Origin of the sequence: Jeotgalibacillus proteolyticus (assembly GCF_002926065.1) — a bacterium.
Classification (GTDB): domain Bacteria; phylum Bacillota; class Bacilli; order Bacillales; family Jeotgalibacillaceae; genus Jeotgalibacillus; species Jeotgalibacillus proteolyticus.
The window spans coordinates 72,540-92,610 of record NZ_PREZ01000006.1 but is presented as its reverse complement, the minus strand read 5'-3'; the positions used below and the strand labels follow the sequence as shown (position 1 = coordinate 92,610).

Here is a 20,071-nt window from a genome sequence, read left to right as displayed (position 1 = left end):
CCAACATCCGGAAAGGAGAGTTTAATGTGGAGCGTTTGAAGGATAAAGGAGCAAGCTTTTTATTTTCATCACTTAATCCTGAAGCACTGTTTACACCGGAGGATTTTACGGAAGAACATCAAATGATCGGAGCGACTGCAAGAAGGTTTGCTGAAAAAGAAGTGACTCCTGTTAACGAACGAATTGAAAACCAGGAGTTTGAGTTGATTCCTGAGCTGATGAAAAAAGCTGGGGACCTTGGGCTGCTTGCTCACAGCATCCCTGAAAAATACGGCGGTCTTGGTCTCGATAAAATCAGCAAGGGAATCGTAGGAGAAATGATCGGACCGACAGGAGGCTACGGTGTGGCTCATTCCAACCACACCTGCATTGCGACACTTCCCATCACTTATTTCGGAACAGAGGAACAAAAAAAGAAATACCTTCCTAAGCTTGCCTCGGGTGAATGGATTGGGGCGTATTGCTTAACAGAGCCGAATGCAGGATCTGATGCTCTATCTGCTCAGACAACGGCTGTTTTAAACGAGGAAGGAACTCATTACTGTTTAAATGGAACGAAGATCTATATCACAAACGCTGTTTTTTCAGATACCTTTATTGTGTATGCCAAGGTGGATGGAGAACATTTTACTGCCTTTATTGTAGAAAAAGATGCTCCTGGCTTATCGCTGGGTCCTGAGGAAAAGAAAATGGGCATTAAGGGCTCCTCCACGCGCTCTGTTGTTTTTGAAGACTGCCTGGTCTCAAAAGAAAATCTTCTCGGGGAAGTAGGGAGAGGGCATGTGATTGCTTTAAATGTATTAAATTTAGGCCGGTTTAATCTGGGGTCTGCCTGTGTTGGAGCTTCTAAATTTGGACTGAAGCGAACGATGAAATTCGTAAAGGAACGCAGGCAGTTTGGGAAGGAAATTGCCCGTTTTCCGGCGACCAAACAAAAAATAGCCTGGATGGCTGCACGCATTTATGCCGCTGAGTCTCTTCAATATAGGACAGCCGGACTCATTGAAGAGGCGCTTGGTGACCTTAATGACGCGAACGATCACAGACTGGTCGGAAAACAAATGGGCGAATTTGCGGTGGAATGCGCCATTTGTAAGGTGTTCAGCTCTGAAGTGCTGGATTACACAGCAGATGAAGCGCTGCAGCTTCACGGGGGTGCAGGGTTTATAAAAGAATACGGAGCGGAACAGATGTACCGTGATTCGAGAATCAATCGGATTTTTGAAGGAACAAATGAAATTAACCGCCTGCTGATTCCTACGTATTTATTCAAAAAGGCGATGAAGGGAGAAGTGGATTTAGCCTCGAAGACAAAGGAAGCAATTGCCCGGCTAAACGGATCGGTGCCGCAAACGGAGGGGACTTTTTTTTTGAAAAAGAGGCAGTTGAAACAATAAGAAATCTATTTTTGCTCCAAGCGGGTCTTATTTATGAAGTTTATGGACCGGCACTGGTTCATGAACAGGAAGCGCTGATGAATTTGGCAGATCTGGCAATTGGCCTTTATGCAGCGGAATCAGCAGTTTATCGAACCTATAAAGCCATTTTGAACAACGGAGAAGAAAGAGAATCGGCCAAAATCGCCTTGACAAGAACCTTCTTACAAAAGACCTTATGGGAAACAGAACGTATTTCACGAGTGCTTTTGGTCGATTTAACAGAAGGAGAGAAACGGGAGAAATTGATGGCTTCTGTCATTCAGGCATGCAGCAGGTATCAGTCATTTTCGTTAGTTTATGAGAATAGGAAAATCGCAGACAGGCTTTACGATAAGGAGCAATATGTCTGCTGAAAAATGCACAGGAATGAAGGAGGCTAAAAAGATGAAGGCAATGCAGCTTAAGGAATATGGAGGCCCTGAGGTGCTGAACGTTGTAGAGGTTGAGCGCCCGGTACCAAAGGAACATCAGGTGCTGCTTGAAATTAAAGCCATAGGGGTTAATTATGCGGATACTGCCAGGAGACAGGGGCAGTATGTGGTACCAACACCACTCCCTTTTATTCCGGGCGCTGAGGTTTCCGGGGTAGTCGTTGAAACAGGTGAAAAGGTTAACGGGATTGAGCCGGGAACGAGGGTTGTAACTCTCATTGAATCAGGTGGTTATGCAGAGTACGCAATTGCGGATGCGCGCGCTCTGATTCCTCTTCCGGAAGACCTTGATTATGCTCAGGCAGCAGCATTGCCGCTTCAGGGGTTAAGTGCCTATCACATTCTAAAAACGATGGGCCGGCTTCAGGAGGGAGAAACGGTTCTTATTCATGCAGCAGCAGGTGGTGTAGGGACCATTGCTGTGCAGCTTGCAAAATTATTTGGTGCAGGCAAAGTGATTGCGACTGCCAGTACAGATGAAAAGCTTCAGCTGGCACAAGAAATGGGCGCTGATGTGCTGGTTAATTACACAAAAGACGGATGGGAAAAAGAGGTGCTGGAAGCGACAGAGGGGAAAGGCGTTCATCTTGCCCTCGAAATGGCGGGCGGTGATGTTTTTTATAAAACGCTGAAGTGTCTTGGAACCTTTGGGCGGATCGTTGTATATGGTGTCGCAAGCGGGGAGCAGAGCAAGTTTAATCCTTCGTCTCTGATGGCGCGTAATCAGTCAGTGATTGGGTTTTTTCTTCCGCAGATTATGAGAAAGCCTGAGCTTTTGCAGCCGAGTATGAAGGAGCTGGTAGAGCTTGTATCTGAAGGAAGACTGAAGCTGACGATAGGAGAGGTTTTTGGTCTTGAAGAGGCTGCCCGTGTTCATGAGCTCATGCAGTCGCGAAAAACGAAAGGAAAGCTGATTTTGGAGCCGGGGAAAAGATAAGGATAGGAGAGCAGCATTACGGGTGACCGTTGATGCTGCTTTTTTTTAAGGCGTTAATTCGGAGCTCTCCGGGATTTTAGTACGCATATAGGAAACTGTGAAAAGCATGGTTATATTGGTAGTAAATGTTAGTATATTATAGAAGAGATTTTACACGAACTGAGAAATAGGGAGTTAAATTGGGGGTGCGGAATGAAAAAACGGCTCATCATTTTTATGGCTTTATTGGCAGGTCTCCTTCTCCTTTTTTACTTTGTTTTTTCAAAAGGAGAATTTGTAATGGAGTCTTCCTCTTATCTCGACAAAGATGCACCGGATAATGTAGATCAATCATTTTATCTTGGCTATGGTCTTCATTGGGAAGGTTTTGGAGAGCCTGTTTTATCCAGAGTGACCGTAATAAAAAATGACGGAACTGAGCTCGATGAAGAGGATGGGGAAATGACGGTCTTTGCGATGATTGATGAAATGGGCAGAACGGGTATAATAGATGAGGAAGCTGCTAAAAATGAAGGGTATGACGATCACTACCTGCCAGTGGAGGCGTATAAGGTAGATGAAAACTTCCTTCTTGTTTTCCGGGCGGAGCTGCATGATGCAAATTATGAAAATAACATCAGTCATCTTCTCATTGAATACAAAAAATTTGGTTTTCAACAAAAACAACTGCTAGAATTTGAAGGGTTTTTTAGAGAATTTCATCAAGATAAAACCGCACAGAACTGAAAACTGTGCGGTTTTTAAAATATCTACATTAAAAAGGATTTGTCCCCCAAAGGGCAGAGGTTTTGATGAAGGTTCTTTGTTCAAGCTTCAATAAACTTACCATGTATTCAGCCAAGTCTTCTGCCTGCATGAATTTGTCTTTGTTGCGCTCACCGGAATCTTTTCCACGGGTCATGTCGGTTTCAACAAGACTCGGTGTAAGGACACTTACGCGGATATTATTGCGGCGGACCTCTTGCATAAGGGCTTCACTCAAGCCAATCACCGCAAATTTTGACGCGCTGTAGGCACTTGATCCTTCTGTTCCTTTTAAGCCTGACATCGATGAAATATTGATAATGTCACCCCGGTTTTTTTCTATCATACCAGGTAATGCCGCTTTTGTTACGTGGACAATTCCCATAACGTTTGTATCCAGCACCTTTTTCCAATCCTCTGTTTCAAGCTCGAGGAAGGAACCTTTTGCGCCAACTCCGGCATTATTGATGATGATATCAAATGCGCCAAGCTCCTGTTCAAGCTTCCCGACGGCATTTTTAACCATCTCTTCATTTGAAATATCAGCGGCAGCGGTAGCAAAGACAGCGCCTGCTTCCACTAACTCATTTCGAATGGAATCAAAGCTTTCCTCCGAGCGGGCAATTAAGCCAAGCTCAACACCTTCTTTAGCCAACGCAAGGGCAGTAGCCCCTCCAATTCCTCTGCTTCCGCCTGTTATTAGTGCTTTTTTCCCTTTTAGAGATTGCATCCGTCACTCATCCTTTCAAAATAGGTCTGTCTTATGGTTATTCACTCTATTAGCAAAAGAAAAACCTTTCGTTTGAGGAATCTGTTTTGGGGAATAGATAAAAAATATTGAGAAATTCTATTTACAAAAGAGAAAGTGAAGGCATATAATAAGTATGTGAAGTAATTCACAATAGACGATCGATCGAAATCTTTTTATTTAGAACATCATGTGAAAAAATTCACAAAATAATATAGTCTTACTTATTTTAAGGGAGGCGTTTACGATGATGGAACGAAATATTAAACGTGTTGTGTTGATTGGAGCGGGGGCAGTAGGAAGCAGCTATGCGTTTGCACTGCTGAATCAGTCCATTACAGAGGAATTAGTGATTATAGATGCCAATGAAGATAAGGCAATGGGAGATGCGATGGATTTAAACCACGGCAAGGTGTTTGCACCAAACCCGACAAAAACCTGGTATGGAAGCTATGAGGACTGTAAGGATGCTGCGATTGTCTGTATTTGTGCCGGAGCTAATCAAAAACCTGGGGAGACGAGATTGGATCTTGTCGAAAAGAATCTTAAGATTTTCAAATCCATTGTGGATGAGGTAATGGCAAGCGGTTTTGATGGGATTTTCTTAGTGGCGACAAATCCGGTCGATATTTTAACCTACGCTACTTGGAAATACAGCGGTTTGCCAAAGGAAAGAGTGATCGGCAGCGGAACGATCCTTGACTCTGCCCGTTTTCGCTTCCTGCTTGGTGATTACTTTGATGTAGCGCCGGCAAATGTTCATGCTCATATTATTGGAGAGCACGGTGATACTGAGCTTCCAGTATGGAGTCAGGCGGATATAGGAGGAGTGCCGATCCATACGCTTATCAAACGCCATGAGCACTACCGCATGGAGGACCTGGATGAGCTGTTTGTCAATGTGCGGGATGCAGCCTACCATATTATCGATAAAAAGGGTGCAACCTATTATGGCATCGCGATGGGGCTCGCCCGGATTACAAAAGCGATTTTGACCAACGAAAACAGCATTTTAACGGTCAGCACTTATTTAGAAGGGCAATACGGGGAAGAAGATGTCTATATCGGCGTGCCTGCTGTGGTGAACAGGAACGGAATAAGAGATATCGTTGAGTTAACGCTGAGTGAAAAGGAGCAGGAGCAATTTACCCATAGTGCAGGTGTTCTACGGAAAATTTTGGCCCCGCATTTTATAAAGTAAGGGAAGGTAAAAGTAGGCCGGTTTGAGAAAAATGTATGTCTCAACTTTACCCGGTTCACTGCGCTTCAGATGGACGCTTTCCGCGGGGCGGGGCTTGAGCTAACTCGCTATCGCAAGTGGATCTCAAGCTCCCGCTTCCTCCCGCAGGAGTCGCCACCTTCCGCTCCGTTCACCTCACGTTACTAAAAACTTAGTTATCTCCCAAAAATCTGTTTTGGTGAGAACTCTAAGACAAAAGACTCTCTGTCAGCTGTGCTGCCTTCTCAGGAAAATCAATGAAGGGATTACGGTTTCCCTGCAGTTCATAAATGGCCTGGTTGCGGTGCTTTTCATAAACACCTGGTGGAAAATCCTTATGCCATCTGAGCAAAAGCCTGATGTCGATTCCGTTCTTAAAGCCAGAAGACAGCTTATCAGGGTAACGGACTAGAAAGTAAAGCATTGCACGTGCAACAATGCCTTTTGCGTACTCGGGTTCAAAAAGCTTATTTTCTGCTTTTCCGCAGCCCGCTGTTATTTTCGAGAGCTGCGCTTCCTCAGGGGTGTAGTCTTTAAAATCAACATAAGGATGATTCCCCCGAATGGAATTGCAGACAGGCTCACAAGTGAAAAGATGGTGGAGATCTCCGCGCATCGGCTCACGTGCTCCGAACCAGGACTGGGGCACTACATGCTCACAGTTATATTTAAATGTATGTTCTATTTGTGCAAAGGATTGTATGGAATCTCTGTTTTCTTCAAGCTTTTCCAGCTCTTTTTTTCTTTTCAGCGACGTTTCATAATCCTCTATGATTACTTCCTCAGCTGTTCTTTGAACTCCTGAATAAATGCTTTTAAGCGTACCGTCCGGCTGTAAATCAACCCAAGGATAGACATATCTTGAAGGATTGTAGCGTAAAGGAGTGGTGTGCGTATTCTCAAGCAGCTTCTGAAATGAAACAATCAGCTCCTTCTTCTCAAAATCAATGTCCTGATAGTAGGTACTTCTTTCTTGAAGATCATTTTCTTCGTCGAAATAGACCTCCTGTTTCTCAAGCATGGAAGCTTTTGCTTTGGCATGTGCTGTTAGTGCGTCATCCATCGCTTCAAGCTGCCTTGTAAGCGTTAGGAGCTGTTCATTTTTCATTGATGAAAACCTCCTTTAGAATGAAGTTTCACCCTTTTATTTTATCATAAAATTCAATTTTAGAAGAATATGGATTTTTAAGGGGGCGAGCTTACTTTTCCTCCGTTTTTACCGTTATAATAAAATTAAAAAGAATTAATCTAAGGAGTTTTTATATGAATGAGCTGGAGTATGATCAATTCCTCAAAATTCAATCAGCAAGCGGTTTGCAGGCATTGAGTAATACGATACACCAAAACCGCTATGAGGCGACACCCTATGCTGGACTGGAGCTGCTTTGCGAAAACTATCCAATGAAGCGTTCAGATGAACTCGTTGATTTTGGATGCGGCAAGGGGAGAGTTTCATTTTACCTGCATCATACGTTTGGACTTTCCGTAACCGGGATTGAAGTAAACGGTCAGCTTTTTCAGGCAGCGTTGGAAAATCAGTCAGCCTATTTGGAAAAAAAGAAAAAAATCACAGGATCTGTTCGTTTCGAGCGATGTCTGGCAGAAGAATATCCGATCGAGAAGGGGCAGAATATTTTTTATTTCTTTAACCCTTTTTCAATTCAAATCTTTATGAAGGTCATCAGTAATATCCAAAAATCAATCGAAAAGCACCCAAGAACTGTCGACCTCATTTTCTATTATCCTACCGCTGAATATATTCATTTTCTTTTCGACCGTACGTCCTGCGAACTCCTTATGGATATCAAAATCCCGGGCTTTTATGAAAAAGATGAGAATGAGCGGTTTGTTGTATTTCGGATTAAAGGTAAATCGTGATAGAAAGATTGATCGGGTGAGCACTGGTTACAGCATTAGCTCTTGGATTTCTTATCTGGATTGCTATATTTAACACAAGTCAGGCACTGAAAGAGTTCAAGACAGCTGAGATTTTCAAGTAAATATGGAATCTCTTACGGTTTGCTGCTATACACATTTATAAGTCTTGTAATTATGGTGTTTATTTATTTTTAAATTTGTATGGGGGGTGAAATGAATTGGCAGCGTTTCATGACAGCACAAGTGATTATTTAAATCATCTTACTCTACAAAATGAAGATCCATCCTATGACTATCTACAGAAGATTTGCCATGCACAGCTTAATACTTTCCCCTTCGAAAATATCAGCAAGCTTCTCTATTTCAGAAACCATAACTATAACCATTTCGATATCCCATCATTTGAGCAATTTACAACAAACTATACAAAATTCAATTTTGGAGGTACCTGCTATACCTTAAATGCTAATTTGATGAGGCTTCTAAAGAGTCTGGGATTTGATTGCTATCATATTATGCTTGGCGAAGAGCATATGGGCATTATTGTGAAAATTGATCATGAGCGATTTTATATAGATTGTGGTGCAGCAGCTCCTTTTTTCAAGCCTGTCCGTTTTGAATCTGACTTTAAGAATACTTCCTCTTTTGGCAGGGATGAAGTGCATTTATTGCCAGAAGACCCTGAGCGAAATGCCTTTAAATATGTCCGCTTCACAAATGGTGAACAGAGTGGGAAAACATGGAAATTCAATTCCCGTAAAGAAGCTAAACTAAGCGATTTTAATGGAGTAATGGTAAGGTCCAATAAACCTGATGCTCCATTTATGACCATTTTAAGATGTCAGTTCTATCAAACTGGCAAGCAACGAAGTGTTTCTTTAGTAAATAATAAGTTTGGCATTCGCTATTCGATGGGTGAAACAGTTGTTAGGACGTTAACTTCCAAAGAGGAAATTAAGGAAGTTATATCAGAGGAATTCCTATTGCCGAAGCTGCCGGTTATTGAGGCTATTGAGGTATTAGAAAGCTTACCTATTGATATTTTTGCTCTGCGTGAAAAGTGAATTTTGATAGGATCGGAAGGGTGGTTAGATCTGGGTCAGTCATACTCATTTTCTAAAGCCAAAATAATCTTTATGAAGTTACAGACTAAGCAGTAAAAGGAGGACAACTAGTGGTCAATATCAGACAACTAACTCCAGCTAAACTCTTAGAAAACCAGCATGACTTGGAGAACTATTTAGAGCAGGAGCTTAGCGGGTTAGTTTCCCAAAAGTCCTGGATGACTGATTGGAAAGAATTAGCTTCACGATTTCAGCTGTTTAACTTTAAAGAATTAACTAAAATGGAAATCAGAAGCTTTGAATGGAATGCTGAACAAATTGAGAAAATGATTTATGAAACGGTTCAAAAAGTGAGTCAGTATCTGCCATTTAAGACAATTCATATTACGGTAGTGCCCGCTGTCGAGCTGCCATTTTTTAAATCACAGCCACAAGCTATGTGGACTAATGCCTTTACCAATGGTCCCGGTACTATCATTATCGCGATTCCTCCCCAGCCTGATAAGGACTTTCTTCAATACCTGATCGCGCACGAGTGTCACCACGCATGTCCTGAAAACCCTATTTACACTCTATCGCTGAGCACGTTTACACTGGAGGAGTGGTACAAAATGGAGGGGACAGCAGAGTATTTTGCCCTCACGTTGTATCCGGATAAAAGATGGTGGAAGGACACACTGCCACCTGACAAGGAAGCAGAGTACTGGGAGGCATGCAAATATCATCTCAAAACGACAGACGATCATATTAAGATGGCTTTATGCTTTGGAAGCCGGAAAAAAGAAATACCTGTCTTCGCAGGCTATTCATTTGCCCTGAAAGCAGTCTCACATTTCGCTTCGGTTAATCAAATAGAGGATATAAGGAATTTATTTTGGGTTGAGCCTTCTGTATTAATGGAGACTTATGCAAAAACAAAGCAGGGCAGCTAAAGAATAGATTATCAGAATTTGAGGTGAGAAGGGTGGCCCAGCCTGTCTATGATAAACAAACTATAGAACAAATGGATGTATTAAAAAAAATAAGTGCTATTTCCAAAAAAACAGGAATTGCTTTCTGGCTGCGCGGAGGCTGGGCGATTGACTTTTTACTCGGTGAAATTACCCGCCCGCACAACGTTATAGACCTGATAACATGGATACAACATCGGGAAGTGCTGGAAAGGGAGCTTTTGAAAGACAGGTTTAAGAACATACCTGTCAAAGCCAAATTTAAGAATCGGCAGTCCGATTTCAGTAAAAACAATGTGGATATTACATTTGGGTATATAACGAGATCAAGTGATGGTCTCATTATGATGAATGGTTTATCCGAATGGATCTGGAGGTCTGACTCTTTGCTTACGACACCGTTTATTTTACATGGAAGTTCAGCGTGCGTTTTGCACCCAAGACAGCAGCTGGAAGAGAAAGAGGCTTATGAACAAATCGGACGAAAGCCGCGTCAAAAGGATGTAGAAAGCAAACGACTCTTACGCCGAATAATAGATGACTCTTTTTGTTAATCAGAATATCTAATCAATACATTCATTCGCCTGCTTCAATAGAAATTTCTGACTGGCATCCTGTACGATTTGGACAATGCATGCAATAATTTTGACTGATTAATCGTCCAGATGCCAGCGATTGTTTCATACTGGGCTGTTATTTTCCTCTGCCAGCTTCTTTTGCAAGCAGCTCATCAAGTGCTGGTGCTTCATAAACCTGACGCAATTCAATCTGCCCTTCTCCATATCCCTGCGGATCCGGCATTCTCATCGCCCATTCAATTGCTTCTTCCCTGGACTTCACGTCAATTAAAATAAATCCTGCAATAATTTCCTTCGTTTCTGGAAAGGGGCCATTGGTAACGACCGGCTTTTCTCCAGGGTTCGGGTATGAAATACGTATACCATTTGAGCTTGGATGGAGCCCTTGAGCCGCAACCCTCACGCCTGCTTTTACTAAATCTTCATTGAATTTATTCATCGCTTCATTGAGCTCCGAGTTTGGACGGTTTCCGGCTTCTGAATTTTGTGAGGCTTTGACAATCAGCATAAACAGCATAATCATTTCCTCCTTTTTTAGAGGCAAACTCTTTAGATTAACCTCTTTATCCATACAGCGAACGGACAGCGGGAAAGTCGACTCGGAGATTAAGAAAAAGAATACTAGTTTAAGGGTTAAACAATAGTATCATAGAATTTTTGGAGCGCTAAGTGTGTCAGATACTTGAACCCCCAAAACGCACCTTTTTCCTGAATATATAAATCACCCACAAAACAATCCCAATCAAAATAATACCAAAGCTGGCATAGATGCTTACCCATTTTACCAATGTGAAAATAGGAGCAAGCTCTGCAACAACCGGAGTTCTCCCGGGGAAACGAAACATGACAAGGGAAGCGGAAATGTTTTCAAGAAAATCAAACAGCGTACCAAAGATAGGGAGGAGGTTGAAAAGCTGCCATTTACCAAACGGACGGTAAAAAAATGATAGAGCTGCAGTTAAAAAGAAGGTATAAGCAAGCGGCCAAACGAGATCAAAAGAGAAACGAGCTTTGATATAGGATTGACGCCCATCTTCTCCATATTCCTCTGCCATTGAATACAGATCATTTGCAGAATAAATAAAGGACGAGTCAGGGGAACGGCTGCTGCCGGTTTGTTCACTTGATCTCTCCGCCTCAGCAGGCAGAATAAAGCCAATAAAAGCAGCAAAGATAAGAACGGAAAGAAGAAAAAATGGGAGTCTGCCGAGCTTTGATGAAATGGCTGATAGTTTCGTTAATACGTTCATTTTTCACCCCCTTATCCAATCATTCTAGTATTAGTTTACCAAATGGAATAGATGAATAGCATCTTTCCATTGCCCCTTTAGCTTTTCGAAAAGCAGTAACAATAGAAAATGGAATTTACACCCATTATTCTGAATTTTATGATAATATTAGTTTGAACAGCAAAGGGGGATGAAGGATGTTAAAACATCAGACGGTTGGACAGGTTGTCCGGGAGGCAGCGAAAGCGCATCCTGCGACTGAAGCTTATGTATATCCGGAGCATGGAATACGAAAGACGTATAAGGAGTTTGACCAGGAAACGGATCATCTTGCAAAGGCCTTCATGGGAATGGGGATTGAGAAGGGCGAGCATGTCGCGATTTGGTCAGATAACAAAAGGGAATGGCTGCAGAGTCAGTTTGCTACCGGGAAAATGGGGGCAGTGCTGGTAACAGTAAATACGAATTATCAGGAAAACGAATTAAAGTATTTACTCCAGCAGTCAGACGCTACGACGCTTATTTTAGGGGAAGAATTTAAAGGTACATCCTACATATCAATTATTCAGGCGCTTTGTCCCGAGCTTGAGCACTCAGAAAAAGGAGAACTGGTTTCCGACGTACTGCCGCACTTAAAGCGGGTTATTGTGATGAGTGAAAAGGACTATCCAGGGATTTTTACATGGAGTGAATTTGAAGCTTTTGCACGCGGAGTATCGGATGATCAATTAAACAGCAGAATGAAAGCGCTTCATTTTGATGATGTGATCAATATTCAATACACCTCAGGAACAACCGGTTTTCCAAAGGGTGTCATGCTTACGCATATGAATATTGTCAATAACGGTCAAATAATCGGTGATTTCATGAATTTAACCCACGAGGACAGGCTGTGCATTCCGGTTCCTTTTTTCCATTGCTTTGGCTGTGTTCTTGGAACGATGGCAGCTGTTACTCATAGCACCACGATGGTTATAGTGGAGCAGTTTGATCCTAAAAAAGTGCTTCAGGCTGTTCAGGATGAAAAGTGCACCGGGCTTCACGGTGTGCCTACGATGTTTATTGCAGAGCTGAATCATCCTGATTATGAAAGCTTTGATACCACAACGCTCAGAACAGGGATTATGGCCGGTTCCCCGTGCCCGATTGAAGTGATGAAAAAAGTGATACATGACATGGGGGCAAGTGAAATAACGATTTGCTATGGGCAGACCGAGTCGTCGCCCGTGATTACCCAGACTCGTTCGGATGACGCGATTGAAAAAAGAGTAGCAACGGTCGGGAAGCCGCATCCGCATGTTGAGGTGAAAATCATTGACCCTGTCACAATGGAAGAAGTCCCGGCAGGCGTTCCAGGTGAGCTATGTGCTAGAGGCTATTTAATCATGAAGGGCTATTATAGAAATGAAGAAGCAACGCATGCAGCAATTGATATAGAAGGGTGGCTGCATACCGGGGATATCGCGGTTATGGATGAGGATGGTTATATCGCTATCACCGGACGCATAAAGGATATGATTATCCGAGGCGGAGAAAATATTTATCCCCGCGAAATCGAGGAATTTCTTTATCAGCATCCTTCCATCTTAGATGTGCAGATCGTAGGAGTCCCGGATCCGAAGTACGGGGAGGAGCTGATGGCCTGGGTGATTTTAAAGGATGGCGAGATGCTTGACGCTGAAGCGCTTAGAGAGTACTGCAAGGGGAAAATCTCGTATCATAAAATTCCACGGTACATCGAATTTGTAGATTCCTACCCAATGACGGCTTCAGGAAAAATACAAAAATATCTTTTAAGGGAAATGTCTCTGGACAAGGTGGAGGCTGAGGCGAAATAAAGAAGGATCCGGGACTTAACGATAATTTTAAAAACGTGAGGGAAACGGAGCGGAAGGTGGCGACTCCAGCGGGAAGAAGCGGGAGCTTGAGACCCACTTGCTGAAAGCAAGTTAGCTCAAGCCCCGCCCCGCGGAAAGCGTCCATCTGAAGCGCAGTGAACCGGGCGAAAGAAGTTAAGACAATCTTCCATTTATCTCAACCTCTTTTCTTCTTATTATCCAAATCTTGATCAAGCGCTGATGGCTGGTGTGATGCTATGCGTCATCACAAACAATCCTTAACTTCCTTTTTCCAAATCATATGGTCAAACCCTTCTCCCCAATAATCCTTTAACAAATAATCAGGCGGTCCAAATTTCTTCATCCATATTTTTTGTGCACTCGTATATCCGCTGTCCAGGCAAAATTCTACAATGCCCCTTTTCTGAAGCTCTTTATAAATGCACTTCAGCATCAGGTTTCCTACACCGTTTCGTTGAAAGTCCGGATGAACAAAGACTGTTCCTATTTCCATTAGTCTGCTATAGGCGTTGGTCGTGCATTCCTTTATGAGGTCACTTGCCGGACCAAATTCAATCGAACCGATCATTTTTCCATTCGAAAGGGCAATCAGGAAAAATCTTTCCTTTCCGTTGCTGGTGAAATAGCTTTCTAAGAAGTTTTTCTTCGTGCTTATTTCTTCTTTGATATCCTCTGTTTGATGACCTATGCCTTCTTTGCTAAACGTATCAGTGATCACCGTTTCAAAAAATTGATTTAACTGTTTTCTTTCCTCAGCTTTTGGTGTTCTAATCTCGATGTTTAGCATGTGAAACACCTCTTTTTTTTAATTCCTAATGAAAAAACGGAGGAACCTTAAGCTCTCCTTCATTTTTTAATGAAATATGCAGCTTTAAGTCAGGATTGATTGATGCGTAAAATATGTTCTTCTCATCTGATATCCCTTGTTCAGCAAGCTGCTTTCTCAGCCAGGCTTCATCTACATTAAAATGTTCTAACACTTTTGGATAAATCGTTCCGTCCATCATGACGGGGAAAGCAATTGGAGAGGGCTTTTCAGCAGAAATGCCGGAAGGGGAGAGGGGCGGCTTTTTTAACACACTTAAGGAGCCATTTGCTTCTACAATGGCGGTCTCCACATCCTGAAGGTCAAATACATCCTTTTCTCTTAGCATTTGAAGAATATTATTGATAGAGTAATTAATTTTTTTCATGTTTTGATCAAGTAAAACACCATTTTGCACGACTACTGTGGGCTCGAATGTGATGAATTGCCCTAGTTTCCGGTTGGATATTTTCCATCTCGCGACAAGGCGCTGGAATACTGCCAGAAAAATTATTGCTGCTGCAGTAGGGAGATGGTGGATATCAGGATCAGCAATATCCGCTCCGACGACTGCTCCAAGAGTCAGGATAATAAGAAAATCAAAAACCGGCAGCTCACCAATGGCCCGCTTACCCATATAAAGTGTCATGATCAGCATAAGCGGAACAATCGTGGCAATACGTCCGACAACCAGCAGGATGTCCTTTAAAACCTCGATCATAGCAAAACCTCCAGGCAGTTAAGTATCTACCAATCCAGTTTTGCCATGTTCTTGGAGGGGAATACCGTCTAACGCTTGATTTCACTGCGAAACTTGTAACGGTCTGCCCTGTAAGTGCTGTGAACCACTTCAAAAGGGGTGCCGGTGGTTAAATAGCTGAGCCGTTCAATTTTTAAAACCGCTGAAGGCTCTTCTATTTGAAGGAGTTCTGCTTCATCTGTGGACGCCAGTCCTGCTTCAATCGATTGAGAGGCCTGACCAATTATCAGCATCTGGCTGGCTATATAATCATAAAGTGAGCCCTGAACCACTTGTTCAGTAAGGGCGGGAAAAAGCTTACTTGGTAAATAAGTAGATTCGATCGCCATCGGCTTATGATCAGCATAGCGAATTCGCTTAACAAAGAACACTTCTTCCTGTATTTCTAATCCAAGCTTATCTGCAATATCAAAAGAGGGAATGACCCGTTCAAAGCTGATTAACTCATTTCCCGGCTCCATTCCACGTGAGCGCATATCTTCTGTAAAGCTGGTCAGACCTTGAAGCGGCTGTTCAATTTTTTCTTCTGAAACAAACGTACCCTTGCCTTTTTCCCGATAAAGAAGACCATTCTTTACAAGATTAAGTACAGCCTGGCGCACGGTCATTCTGCTGACCTGATAGGTACTGGTCAGCTCACGTTCAGAAGGTATCGGATCACCGGGCTTAAAGGCACCTTCCTGAATCTGCCCTTTTATGTTTTCTTCTATTTGCGCATACAGCGGAAGAGGGGATTTTTTATTTAGCATTTATCTATTCCTTTCTATATGAAATGATCCTTTTCTCTTTAGCAATTTTAGCTCACAGGAAAGTCTCTCCCGGTAAGTGTTCTCTCTTTAAATAAGCTTACTTTATCATATTGATAATATAGATGTCTATACCAATAAAAAACAACCCCCTGACTATTGTCAGGGGGCAAGCTGCTATCCAAATAGGTGGAACAGAACACTTACACCGGCAACAAGTGCTGTAGAGATCATCGCGAAGACTAAAGTGATTTTCAGCACTTCGGAATCCTTCCCTTTAATGCCTGCTGTGCTGGTTCCCAAAATGACATTTGCAGGGGCAATTGAGTTACCAATGGCACCACCGGCAGATTGAGCGGCAATTACCTGTTCCATTCGCAAAGAATCCATCGATTGTACGACAGATCCATGAAGAGGGGAAAATAGAACATTTGACGACGTATTGGACGAGGTCATAAATGCTCCGGTTACACCAAGAAAAGAAGCTAATGCAACATAGACAGTTGGAGGCGAGACCTCTGCAATTCCAAGTGCCACGACGGTGGTCTGTCCTGAACTATCCATTACTTCAGTCATGGTTAAGAATCCCATGATCGCCAAAGAAGCACCTACAGCATTTCCTTTTACACCGCTCAGGATATTTTTCGTGCTATCTTGATTGTACAATTCCCTTTTGCGGTACCAGAAATAAGCAAAAATAGAGGAGATGAAAAGGTAAAGCCCCGGGTGTGTTAAAGGAGCAATTGGAGAATAAGATCCTTCTCCTTCTATTTCAAAGCCATAGCCTGTCTCAATCGCCGGGAATGGAGGTCCAAATTCAAATTGATCCAGGAAATCGTGGATAAATGGAATCCCCAGCATTAAGATCGATAAGCCCGTCAGCACATAATAAGGCATGAATGCCTTGTGCAGAGACATTTTTGGTGTTTTTTCTTCCTCTTCCTCAGAATCAGACGAATCTTCCAGTATATCTGTATCATCCTGTAGTTTTGATTTTTCCTTGTAGCGATCCATACGTGCAAGAAGAAACAGTGCGCCAAGTGCTAGAGTAGCAGGTATGAAGTTGCTTAACGTGGGATTAACCTGAGTTAGAATTAACTGTCCTCCTCCATGGATAACAGAAATAATAATAACAGCAATAAATCCTTCTTTAATGGCTTTCCACTTACCGAACAGCCAGCAAATAATAAGACCTGCCAGTATATTCGGAATCCATAGTAAAACACCTGTATAAAGAAGGGTCAGTCCCTGATCTGCGATTTCGACTGAATTGATTGTCGCAATCCATCCGACTGCAAGTGTTCCCATCATATTAGCCCATGCATGGCCAATCAATGGAATGACCACTGCTATGACGGGCTTCACCCCAATTCCAATTAGCAGCGGAGCTACAACGGCAATGGGAGCGCCAAAGCCGGCAATTCCCTGCAGGAAGGAAGCAAAAACCCACCCGAAGGCTAAAACCAGAAACAAATAATTTTTACTATGTTTTTGGATGCCTTCCCGAATCACTAAAAAGGACCGGGATTCTCTTGTAACCTGATAAAGCAGAAGAGCCGGCCAGACGACTAAAAGGATAAAAAATGCCTCCCATAAGCCTTTGCCGAATCCTACTGAAACATTACTAAGCGGGGCTCTAAAAAGAAATAGAGCGATAAGTAAAGCCACTCCGAATGCGGTCCAGCCTGAAACAGCGCCTGACCATTTCAGCGCAACGAGCATGATAAGCAGAAGAACGAGAGGCAGAATGGCCATCCCCCAGTGAAATAAATCGATCGGTAATGAGTGCTCCATTTTTTCAGCAACCTTTCTCTAAGAAGTAGTAAGCAGAGGGCTATGAGCCCTCTGCTTGATTTACCACGACAAGGCGATTCCGTCTCCGCGCGGATCGGCTCCGGCGGAATAGATGCCTGTTTTTTCATCAATTAAAATAGCTTGAGCATGTCCCATTGTTTGAGAGTAACCCTCTACTCGCTCTACTTCATGACCTAAGTCGCTTAGCTTCATCGTTACAGCATCGGGGATTCTCCCCTCAAGCTTCAAGGTTGAGCTCGAATCGCCCCATGTTCGTCCAAAGAGCCACCTCGGCGCCTCAATGGCCTGCTGTACATCATAGCCAAAATCTACAACCCGTGTAAGCAAGGCGCATTGTGTTTGCGGCTGTCCTTCGCCGCCCATTGTTCCAAACAGCATATACGGTCGGCCATTTTTTGTCGCCATTGCCGGAATAATCGTATGGAAGGTGCGTTTGTTTGGTTCTAACGTATTTGGGTGCTCTTTATCCAAGCTAAAGAAAGACCCTCTATTTTGTAGTAAAAAACCACAGCCTTCGGGGATAAACCCTGAACCGAATTCATGGTAGATGCTTTGAATCTGAGAAATACAATTTCCTTCCTGATCAGCTACGCACATATAAGTGGTATCCCTGCTTGAGGCAACCTCAGGAAGAGAGTCGAGCTCGTCAACCGGCATCATCTGAAATTTTGGAGAGAATGGAGGCAGATTGCTCCTCTGAAAGTAATTCTTCCATTGGAATGTTTTTGAAGTCAGGGTCTGTTACCCATTGATCCCTGTAATAGAAGGAGAGCTTAGCTGCTTCCGTTAAGAGATGGTAATAGCCAGGGGTATTGTCACCAAGAGCAGTAATATCCTTCTGCCTTAAGATATTCAGCATCATAAGAGTAGCAATTCCCTGTGTATTAGGCTGAACCTCATAAACCTGATAGCCCCTATAATCAGTTGAAAGAGGCTTCTCCCAGTTGCTTTCATGATTTTTAAGGTCATCCTCTGTAAGCAAACCTTCACTTTCTTGTAGGGACTGTACTAATTTTTTAGCGATGTCCCCTTCGTAAAACGCTTTTCGCCCTTCTGCTGCAATAAGCTTTAAAGACCAAGCGAGATCCCGCTGTATGAGCACCTCACCCGTTTTTAAAGGCTGACCATTTGGAAGAAAAACGGACTTAGTGGATGGATACTGTTCAATCACTTCCTGCTTTTCGTGTATAAATCTGCTGAATTTCTCTGATACAGGGAACCCTTTTTCAGCGTAATGAATGGCTGTTTCAAACAGCTCCTCCCATTTAAGCTTTCCGTAACGCTGATGCATTGTCCACCAGGCATCAACGGTCCCTGGCACAGTATTAGCTGATAGGGGCCCTCTGCTTGGTATCGTGTCATAGCCTTTTTCGTGATAAAAGCTTCTCAAAGCCTCCGAACCTGAACGGCCGCTTCCATTCAATGCCGTAACGTCCTTGTCTTTTTGGTCCCAAATCAAGGAGAATAAATCGCCGCCAAGGCCAGCCATATGAGGATATACAACACATAGGACGGCATTGACAGCGATAGCTCCTTCTACCGCATGGCCTCCTTTTTTGATAATCTCTTGTCCAGCTTGAGTAGCTAAGTAGTGAGGAGAAGAGACAGCACCATTTTTCCCTTTTGCTGCCGGTCTTCCGGTTTGAAGAAATTCGAAGCTTCCACCTTTATTTAACGTCACACAATCCCTCCTGTTTTTTTCCTATATAGGAGTGCTTACCCAGCGAAAGTCAAAGAAAACGTAGAGTTTTCAACGGGTTCACGTTTCTTCCTATTTAAAATATTTATTTTAAAAAACCTTCTTGGAGAGGAAAAATGTAATTATAAATTATTGAGGATAGGATTTAGTTGAGGTGAATTATGTTGATATGAAATAAATTTGATTTGGTTTTGTCAGCCGATAAGAGCGGCCATGATATTCATTAGGAATAGAGACAAAAACAACAGACTGACATCGGCGATCTTTATTTACAGCCAATAAAAAAGGGAAACCCTGCTAATAGGAGTTTCCCTGAAGGATAGAGCCTTATCGCCGGTCGCCGCCCAAAATATCAAATAGCCCTCCTGCAATGCTGCCCTCATCCTTCGAGCCGCCTTTATGAGGCATTGCTGAAAAGACACGGCTTGCCAGTCTGCTGAACGGCAGAGATTGAATCCAAACAGAACCCGGACCTTGAAGAGTAGCTAAAAATACACCTTCACCGCCAAATAGGGCTGTTTTAACTCCTCCGACAAACTCAATATTGTAATCAACCTCTCCGGTCATTGCGACAAGGCAGCCGGTATCTACACGCAGCTTCTCACCAGGGGCAAGCTCCTTTTTGTGAATCGTACCTCCTGCATGGATAAAAGCCATACCGTCACCTTCAAGCTTTTGCATAATAAAACCCTCACCGCCAAAAAAACCAGTGCCTAGCTTTCGCTGAAATTCAATGCCGAGCGAAACCCCTTTTGCAGAAGCTAAAAAGGCGTCTTTCTGACAAATCAGCTTTCCATCCAGCTCACTTAAATCCATCGGAATTATTTTCCCCGGGTACGGAGAGGCAAAGCTGACATGCTTTTTACCGAAACCTTCATTTGTAAAGGCTGTCATAAATAAGCTTTCCCCGGTAATCACCCTTTTGCCTGCACCGATCAGCTTTCCTATCAGTCCTCCCTGGTTTGAGGAGCCGTCTCCGAAGATCGCTTCCATTTTAATGCCATCATCCATCATCATTAAGCTTCCTGCTTCTGCAATAACGGCCTCCTGCGGATCAAGCTCCACCTCAACAAACTGCATGTCATCCCCATAAAGCGTGTAATCAATTTCATGATTATTCATTTTCTCATCTCCCTTTTTAGGTGAACTAAGTATGAAAAAACATTTAAA

The 20,071-nt window shown here is 43.0% G+C and carries 19 protein-coding genes and 1 pseudogene; 9 read left to right on the top strand and 11 right to left on the bottom strand.

Annotated features, from left to right (window positions below):
• The first annotated feature begins 26 nt into the window (after positions 1 to 26).
• The 3 genes and pseudogenes from C4B60_RS15935 (at position 27) to C4B60_RS15925 (ending at position 3,533) form a co-directional block, all read left to right on the top strand.
• Positions 27 to 1,792 (top strand): annotated as a pseudogene (locus tag C4B60_RS15935) (acyl-CoA dehydrogenase family protein).
• Positions 1,793 to 1,823: 31 nt separating this feature from the next.
• Complete coding sequence (locus tag C4B60_RS15930) at positions 1,824 to 2,807, top strand: quinone oxidoreductase family protein (protein ID WP_104059210.1); 984 nt, start codon at positions 1,824 to 1,826, stop codon at positions 2,805 to 2,807.
• Positions 2,808 to 2,999: 192 nt separating this feature from the next.
• Positions 3,000 to 3,533: a hypothetical protein gene (locus tag C4B60_RS15925; RefSeq protein ID WP_104059028.1), complete on the top strand. Its 534-nt coding sequence runs from the start codon at positions 3,000 to 3,002 to the stop codon at positions 3,531 to 3,533.
• Between the two features lie 28 nt (positions 3,534 to 3,561).
• Here the strand turns inward: C4B60_RS15925 and C4B60_RS15920 are convergent, their stop codons facing one another.
• A complete protein-coding gene (locus tag C4B60_RS15920) occupies positions 3,562 to 4,281 on the bottom strand; it encodes a 3-ketoacyl-ACP reductase (protein WP_104059027.1) in 720 nt (239 codons plus the stop codon).
• A gap of 265 nt (positions 4,282 to 4,546) precedes the next feature.
• On the opposite strand from C4B60_RS15920, the gene C4B60_RS15915 reads away from it, so the two are divergent.
• Positions 4,547 to 5,500, top strand: a complete 954-nt coding sequence (locus C4B60_RS15915; RefSeq protein WP_104059026.1) for an L-lactate dehydrogenase — start codon at positions 4,547 to 4,549, stop codon at positions 5,498 to 5,500.
• A 226-nt stretch (positions 5,501 to 5,726) separates the two neighbouring features.
• On the opposite strand, the gene C4B60_RS15910 is transcribed toward C4B60_RS15915, so the two are convergent.
• The gene (locus C4B60_RS15910; RefSeq protein ID WP_104059025.1) at positions 5,727 to 6,626 is read right to left on the bottom strand and encodes an endonuclease I family protein; all 900 of its coding nucleotides are present in this window, start codon (positions 6,624 to 6,626) and stop codon (positions 5,727 to 5,729) included.
• Between the two features lie 155 nt (positions 6,627 to 6,781).
• Here C4B60_RS15910 and C4B60_RS15905 point away from each other — a divergent pair, with 155 nt between their 5' ends.
• From C4B60_RS15905 to C4B60_RS15890, 4 genes are all read left to right on the top strand, one after another.
• Positions 6,782 to 7,396 (top strand): SAM-dependent methyltransferase, encoded by a 615-nt coding sequence (locus C4B60_RS15905; protein ID WP_104059024.1) that lies wholly within the window; start codon positions 6,782 to 6,784, stop codon positions 7,394 to 7,396.
• Positions 7,397 to 7,614: 218 nt separating this feature from the next.
• On the top strand, positions 7,615 to 8,460 hold the full coding sequence (locus tag C4B60_RS15900; protein WP_104059023.1) for an arylamine N-acetyltransferase: 846 nt from the start codon (positions 7,615 to 7,617) through the stop codon (positions 8,458 to 8,460).
• Between the two features lie 110 nt (positions 8,461 to 8,570).
• The gene (locus tag C4B60_RS15895; RefSeq protein WP_104059022.1) at positions 8,571 to 9,392 is read left to right on the top strand and encodes a DUF2268 domain-containing putative Zn-dependent protease; all 822 of its coding nucleotides are present in this window, start codon (positions 8,571 to 8,573) and stop codon (positions 9,390 to 9,392) included.
• A 23-nt stretch (positions 9,393 to 9,415) separates the two neighbouring features.
• Positions 9,416 to 9,964, top strand: coding sequence for a nucleotidyltransferase domain-containing protein (locus C4B60_RS15890; RefSeq protein WP_245154015.1), 549 nt, complete (start codon positions 9,416 to 9,418; stop codon positions 9,962 to 9,964).
• A 139-nt stretch (positions 9,965 to 10,103) separates the two neighbouring features.
• Here the strand turns inward: C4B60_RS15890 and C4B60_RS15885 are convergent, their stop codons facing one another.
• Both C4B60_RS15885 and C4B60_RS15880 read right to left on the bottom strand, forming a co-directional pair.
• Positions 10,104 to 10,505, bottom strand: coding sequence for a YciI family protein (locus C4B60_RS15885; RefSeq protein WP_104059020.1), 402 nt, complete (start codon positions 10,503 to 10,505; stop codon positions 10,104 to 10,106).
• Positions 10,506 to 10,662: 157 nt separating this feature from the next.
• Positions 10,663 to 11,238, bottom strand: a complete 576-nt coding sequence (locus C4B60_RS15880; RefSeq protein ID WP_104059019.1) for a hypothetical protein — start codon at positions 11,236 to 11,238, stop codon at positions 10,663 to 10,665.
• Between the two features lie 176 nt (positions 11,239 to 11,414).
• Here C4B60_RS15880 and C4B60_RS15875 point away from each other — a divergent pair, with 176 nt between their 5' ends.
• On the top strand, positions 11,415 to 13,055 hold the full coding sequence (locus C4B60_RS15875) for an AMP-binding protein (protein ID WP_104059018.1): 1,641 nt from the start codon (positions 11,415 to 11,417) through the stop codon (positions 13,053 to 13,055).
• A 265-nt stretch (positions 13,056 to 13,320) separates the two neighbouring features.
• Here C4B60_RS15875 and C4B60_RS15870 read toward each other — a convergent pair whose 3' ends face one another.
• The 7 genes from C4B60_RS15870 to C4B60_RS15845 form a co-directional block, all read right to left on the bottom strand.
• Entirely contained in the window at positions 13,321 to 13,863 is a 543-nt protein-coding gene (locus C4B60_RS15870) for a GNAT family N-acetyltransferase (RefSeq protein WP_104059017.1), read from the bottom strand.
• Positions 13,864 to 13,888: 25 nt separating this feature from the next.
• Positions 13,889 to 14,602: a DUF421 domain-containing protein gene (locus C4B60_RS15865; RefSeq protein WP_104059016.1), complete on the bottom strand. Its 714-nt coding sequence runs from the start codon at positions 14,600 to 14,602 to the stop codon at positions 13,889 to 13,891.
• Positions 14,603 to 14,670: 68 nt separating this feature from the next.
• Positions 14,671 to 15,390 carry a GntR family transcriptional regulator gene (locus tag C4B60_RS15860; protein ID WP_104059015.1) on the bottom strand — a complete coding sequence of 240 codons (720 nt, stop codon included), beginning with the start codon at positions 15,388 to 15,390 and terminating at the stop codon, positions 14,671 to 14,673.
• Between the two features lie 174 nt (positions 15,391 to 15,564).
• Entirely contained in the window at positions 15,565 to 17,181 is a 1,617-nt protein-coding gene (locus C4B60_RS15855) for an L-lactate permease (RefSeq protein WP_104059014.1), read from the bottom strand.
• A gap of 60 nt (positions 17,182 to 17,241) precedes the next feature.
• Entirely contained in the window at positions 17,242 to 17,862 is a 621-nt protein-coding gene (locus C4B60_RS21885; protein WP_280632281.1) for a gamma-glutamyltransferase, read from the bottom strand.
• Complete coding sequence (locus C4B60_RS21880; protein ID WP_280632280.1) at positions 17,849 to 18,883, bottom strand: gamma-glutamyltransferase family protein; 1,035 nt, start codon at positions 18,881 to 18,883, stop codon at positions 17,849 to 17,851. Before C4B60_RS21880 ends, C4B60_RS21885 begins: the two co-directional genes overlap by 14 nt.
• Positions 18,884 to 19,228: 345 nt before the next feature.
• Positions 19,229 to 20,023 (bottom strand): TIGR00266 family protein, encoded by a 795-nt coding sequence (locus C4B60_RS15845; RefSeq protein WP_104059209.1) that lies wholly within the window; start codon positions 20,021 to 20,023, stop codon positions 19,229 to 19,231.
• Positions 20,024 to 20,071: the final 48 nt, after the last annotated feature.

Coding starts and splice junctions, on each gene's coding strand:
- C4B60_RS15930 (WP_104059210.1), top strand. CDS start 1,824: ATGAAGGCAATGCAGCTTAAGGAATATGGAGGCCCTGAGGTGCTGAAC.
- C4B60_RS15925 (WP_104059028.1), top strand. CDS start 3,000: ATGAAAAAACGGCTCATCATTTTTATGGCTTTATTGGCAGGTCTCCTT.
- C4B60_RS15920 (WP_104059027.1), bottom strand. CDS start 4,281: ATGCAATCTCTAAAAGGGAAAAAAGCACTAATAACAGGCGGAAGCAGA.
- C4B60_RS15915 (WP_104059026.1), top strand. CDS start 4,547: ATGATGGAACGAAATATTAAACGTGTTGTGTTGATTGGAGCGGGGGCA.
- C4B60_RS15910 (WP_104059025.1), bottom strand. CDS start 6,626: ATGAAAAATGAACAGCTCCTAACGCTTACAAGGCAGCTTGAAGCGATG.
- C4B60_RS15905 (WP_104059024.1), top strand. CDS start 6,782: ATGAATGAGCTGGAGTATGATCAATTCCTCAAAATTCAATCAGCAAGC.
- C4B60_RS15885 (WP_104059020.1), bottom strand. CDS start 10,505: ATGCTGTTTATGCTGATTGTCAAAGCCTCACAAAATTCAGAAGCCGGA.
- C4B60_RS15880 (WP_104059019.1), bottom strand. CDS start 11,238: ATGAACGTATTAACGAAACTATCAGCCATTTCATCAAAGCTCGGCAGA.
- C4B60_RS15875 (WP_104059018.1), top strand. CDS start 11,415: ATGTTAAAACATCAGACGGTTGGACAGGTTGTCCGGGAGGCAGCGAAA.
- C4B60_RS15870 (WP_104059017.1), bottom strand. CDS start 13,863: ATGCTAAACATCGAGATTAGAACACCAAAAGCTGAGGAAAGAAAACAG.
- C4B60_RS15865 (WP_104059016.1), bottom strand. CDS start 14,602: ATGATCGAGGTTTTAAAGGACATCCTGCTGGTTGTCGGACGTATTGCC.
- C4B60_RS15860 (WP_104059015.1), bottom strand. CDS start 15,390: ATGCTAAATAAAAAATCCCCTCTTCCGCTGTATGCGCAAATAGAAGAA.
- C4B60_RS15855 (WP_104059014.1), bottom strand. CDS start 17,181: ATGGAGCACTCATTACCGATCGATTTATTTCACTGGGGGATGGCCATT.
- C4B60_RS21885 (WP_280632281.1), bottom strand. CDS start 17,862: ATGATGCCGGTTGACGAGCTCGACTCTCTTCCTGAGGTTGCCTCAAGC.
- C4B60_RS15845 (WP_104059209.1), bottom strand. CDS start 20,023: ATGAATAATCATGAAATTGATTACACGCTTTATGGGGATGACATGCAG.